4 protein-coding genes are annotated in these 3,710 nt (G+C 63.6%); all 4 read right to left on the bottom strand.

What is annotated here, in order from left to right:
• Window positions 1–167: 167 nt before the first annotated feature.
• Window positions 168–935 carry a SapC family protein gene (locus VGV07_RS20180; RefSeq protein WP_326870529.1) on the bottom strand — a complete coding sequence of 256 codons (768 nt, stop codon included), beginning with the start codon at window positions 933–935 and terminating at the stop codon, window positions 168–170.
• A 175-nt stretch (window positions 936–1,110) separates the two neighbouring features.
• Window positions 1,111–2,007: a radical SAM protein gene (locus VGV07_RS20175; RefSeq protein ID WP_326870528.1), complete on the bottom strand. Its 897-nt coding sequence runs from the start codon at window positions 2,005–2,007 to the stop codon at window positions 1,111–1,113.
• A 15-nt stretch (window positions 2,008–2,022) separates the two neighbouring features.
• Entirely contained in the window at window positions 2,023–2,898 is an 876-nt protein-coding gene (locus VGV07_RS20170) for a hypothetical protein (RefSeq protein WP_326870527.1), read from the bottom strand.
• Entirely contained in the window at window positions 2,885–3,700 is an 816-nt protein-coding gene (locus VGV07_RS20165; protein ID WP_326870526.1) for a hypothetical protein, read from the bottom strand. The genes VGV07_RS20170 and VGV07_RS20165 overlap by 14 nt, the downstream gene beginning before the upstream one ends.
• Between the last annotated feature and the right edge of the window lie 10 nt (window positions 3,701–3,710).

The following is a 3,710-nucleotide window of genomic DNA, read 5'->3' as shown; positions in this document are numbered from 1 at the left end:
CATGACTCCTGGCCGGCGCGCCCTCGCACACCGACAGATGTTGCAATGCTAGTTACGCACTACGTCACCAGGATTCCCGCCAACGCGCGGGGATCCTTACCGTCGCCTATCCGAGCCGCAAAATCGGGTTCGGCCGTCCCGCGGGCGCCCCCGCGGGTTCTAGTTCGCTACGGCGCGACCGGCTCTGGAGCGGTCGCCGCGCTGGGCTCGGTCGGCGCAACGCCGAGCCGCCCGGCGGTTGCCTGCAAATTCCGTAGCGATTGCAGGTGGAGGTAGATCACTTCGAGGTCGTCGGAGCCGAACAGCAGCGCGAGCTGGTCGGCGGAAATCGCCTTGAGCCGCTCGCGGCTCACCACCTCGAAGCCCGACAGCATCATGTTGCGGCCATCAGGAAGGGTAAACTGCGCCTGCATCGGCTCAAGCAGGTTGAACTGGCGCAGCCTCCCGCACAGATCCTTAGTGCGCTGGAACTGCACCTGATAGGCCTGGAGGAAGCCGAGCACGCTCTTCAGATACTGGGTCTGCTCGCCTTCGGCATCGAACAGCCGCTCGCCGCGCCCGTCACTGTTGGCGCCCTCGAACGACTCATCGATGCACAGCGTGAAGTTCTTGCCCTCGTCGTTCGAGGAGAAGACGAAGGGGTAGCGCCGGAGGAAAGCCGGAACGTACTTACCCAGCCACTTGCCCTTGTCGTCGATGAACAGGTTCTCGTTCTCTCGGATGCCCAGCAGCACCGCCGGGATGACGTCTTCGCCGTTGCCGGCGAACACGATCGCCATCTCGTTGGCCACCTGCGAAAACTCGGCCACCATCAGTGGCACGGAGTTGACGTTCGCCGCGAAACTGAAATCGTTCCCGGTCTTGACCGCCAAATTCGCGTGACGGCCGCGATTGACCGGCGTGGCAGTCTCATAAATCAATAATTGTTTGGCCAAGTAAGCGCCCCCTCGGCGTTGGCCATGAAATGCTCCGGTTCCCGCCGGCCGACCAACGTGTCATGCGTATCAATGTGCTTCGACACATTCAACTGCCGCTGACGAACTAGTGTAAATAATACCGCCTGCCATACAAAACCCGCATCGAGCGCAATTAACGGGCGGTTAATGCGACCTAAACATATGGCGCGAGGTCAGCGGCCATGTCGCCGAAACGCGCGATATAGGCCTCTGTCAGCCCCAGGCAGGCCTTGGACGCGCAACGTTCCCGGTGCGGGCAGCGATAGAAGCCGTTCTTGTCGAACTCGATCCAGAAATCGGGATCGATCAGCAGCGCAGCCTGGCCATTGTCCAGCCGCCAGTCGTCCGGCCCGAGCAGGCATTGCGGGACGTTCTTGATCTCCACGGCTATGCCGCGCGCGTCGGCCCGCTCGCAGGCCTGCCTCAGGTAAGGCACGATCAACCGATAGTCGGCGAGGAGCAGCTTGTCGTCGGTCCGGCTCATCGGGAAATAGTGCCAGAACTCCATCTGGCTCAACGCCTCGATGCCCTGGAGCGCATCGACCACGTCGGGCAAGAGGCGGTAGCTGCGCTCGGTGACCACCGTGTTGGTGATGATCGACGTGCCGGGGAAGCTCGAGACGATTTCCATCCCCCTCAGCATCTTGTCGAATGAGCCCTTGATCGTGGTGATGCCGTCATGGGTGGCCGCATCGCTGCCAGCGACCGAGACGAAGAATTCGTTGACCCCCGCCTCGATCAGTTGTTCGGCGTAGCCGGCGCGACTCAGGTGCATGCCATGCGTCTGGATGCGGATGTGCTCGAAGCCGGCGGCCCGGGCGCGCCGCGCCAGATCGGGAAGATCGCGCCTCAACGTAATCTCCGAGCCGGTCATGATCAGGCCGCTATATTGCCGGGTCTCCTCGTTGCGGCGCAGCACGTGATCGAAAGCCTCATCCGACACCGGCTGCAGCCGATCCATCGTCCCCTCGATCATGCAGTGGACGCAGCGCAGATTGCACCGGAACTCCAGTGTCGCTGACACGTAGCTGGCGTTGTCGTAGCGTCCCATGCCGTTTCCCGCCGGTCAGGCGAAACCGTAGATCGCGGTCTTTCTGACCTCGAAGCTGCCATCCACCATCGCATAATCCACCCCCAGATCGAAATAGAGATGCTGGAAACGGTTGAGATGGGTTTGCACGAACTGCGCGAAAGGCTGCGGATAGTGATGCTCGACAACGAAATCCGCCATCTGGGCGGCACTTACACGCGAATAGTAGATACCGTCCGACTGCCGCTTGTTGGCGACGACAGTGACAATGCCGAGCCTGTGCTGCTCCAGCAGTTGGTCGGCGACGCCCTCGGCATCATCGAGGCGGGCCGAAGTGATGAGCTTGCGGCGCAAGGCGGCAGCATCTTCGCGGGTGTGGAAGAAATGGTAGAGGTTGGCGAACTCGAGCCCAGTCTCGGTCAGACGATAGGAGAGGCCGGAGGACAGGTCGCCGCTCGGGTTACCGAAATAGAGATTGACCTCGTCGATCGGCCGGCGGGCCGCAAGCCATTGCGGCTCGAGATCGATCGAGAACATGAAATAGGGCCGCTCGTCCGGTATCGAGAGCCGGCATGGCACAAAGCGGGCGAGGCAGGCGAGGACGCGCTGCAGCGACACCTGCCGCTCGGCCCGCCCATAGTCGTAAAAGTAGAACTCGTAGCTCAGCCGGCCGCCGGCCGCTTTGATGCCCCAGACGGTCTGGCCGCGCCCCAACTCGTCCTGCAGCGCGCCGATGACCGCCGTCAGCATTCCGCCGGCCGGATCTAGCTGCGCCGCGGCCCACAGCACCGCCTCGCTGCGCAGGGCTCCGGCCGTCGGCCCCAGCGGTTCGTAGGGCCAGAGACAGAAATCGGCCAGCCGGTCGTTGGCCGCGGCCGCCAACGAGGTCGGGAGCCGTTCAGCGATGGTCATGCTTGGTGGCCGCATAGTAGAGGGTGACGAACTCGGTGCCGGCGGCGTCGCGCCCGATGGCGACATGCCCGAGCATCGTGCCTTGCCCATCGGCAAGAATCGCGGGCGCTGCCGCAGGCAGGCCGAAGGCGGCGCAGAGTTCTTCGAGCGCCCGGCGATGGCGCGCCAGCGGCGTATCGACCCGATAGAGGTTGATGTCGAACGACTTGCGTGGCGTGTCCTCATCCTCGACCAGCATTACATCGACGCGGCCCTCAGGGGTGATCAGTTCCGACAGCACCCGATCGGTGAACGCCGCCGAGGCCTCGCCGACATCCCCGGCGAAATTCCGGCGTAGGGCGTCACGGGCCTCGACCCCGTTGGTGGGATGGCTCAGGTGCCGGTATCGCGAGAAATTGGCCTCGCGCCCAGGTCGCCACTTCGCCGATAGGAAGATCGTATCGTCAGGGATGTCCGACCGGCCGGAGCGTCCCAGTTCATACTCGACATAGAGCTTGAACAGCGGCGGATCGATACCATCGCAGCCAAGGTGCACGGTGATCACCCGATCCCACGACGCCAATAGCCGATCGGTTGCGGAGGGATCGCAGCCGAGCGCCAGGGCTATGTCCCGGAAGCGGCGGCGCGGATCCGACCCCAGCACCTCCGGTTGACAGGTGACGAGAAAGCGGTCGGTCGATTGCCGCCCCGGCCAGAGTTTGGTCGAGCGTTCGCTGACGTGCGGCCCGCTGAGCGCTTCGACGAAGCGCCGCATGTCGGCCGCCGTCAGGGGCTGGTCCAGCAGTGAGATACCCTCTGGCATCGACTTCCCC

The sequence above is a fragment of the Devosia sp. genome (assembly GCF_035944845.1).
GTDB lineage: Bacteria > Pseudomonadota > Alphaproteobacteria > Rhizobiales > Devosiaceae > Devosia_A.
Note: the sequence above shows the minus strand (reverse complement) of the source record. Positions and strands in the feature narration are given on the sequence as shown.

Excerpts from the sequence above, each read along its gene's own strand:
- VGV07_RS20175 (WP_326870528.1), bottom strand. The coding sequence starts at position 2,007 with ATGGGACGCTACGACAACGCCAGCTACGTGTCAGCGACACTGGAGTTC.
- VGV07_RS20170 (WP_326870527.1), bottom strand. The coding sequence starts at position 2,898 with ATGACCATCGCTGAACGGCTCCCGACCTCGTTGGCGGCCGCGGCCAAC.
- VGV07_RS20165 (WP_326870526.1), bottom strand. The coding sequence starts at position 3,700 with ATGCCAGAGGGTATCTCACTGCTGGACCAGCCCCTGACGGCGGCCGAC.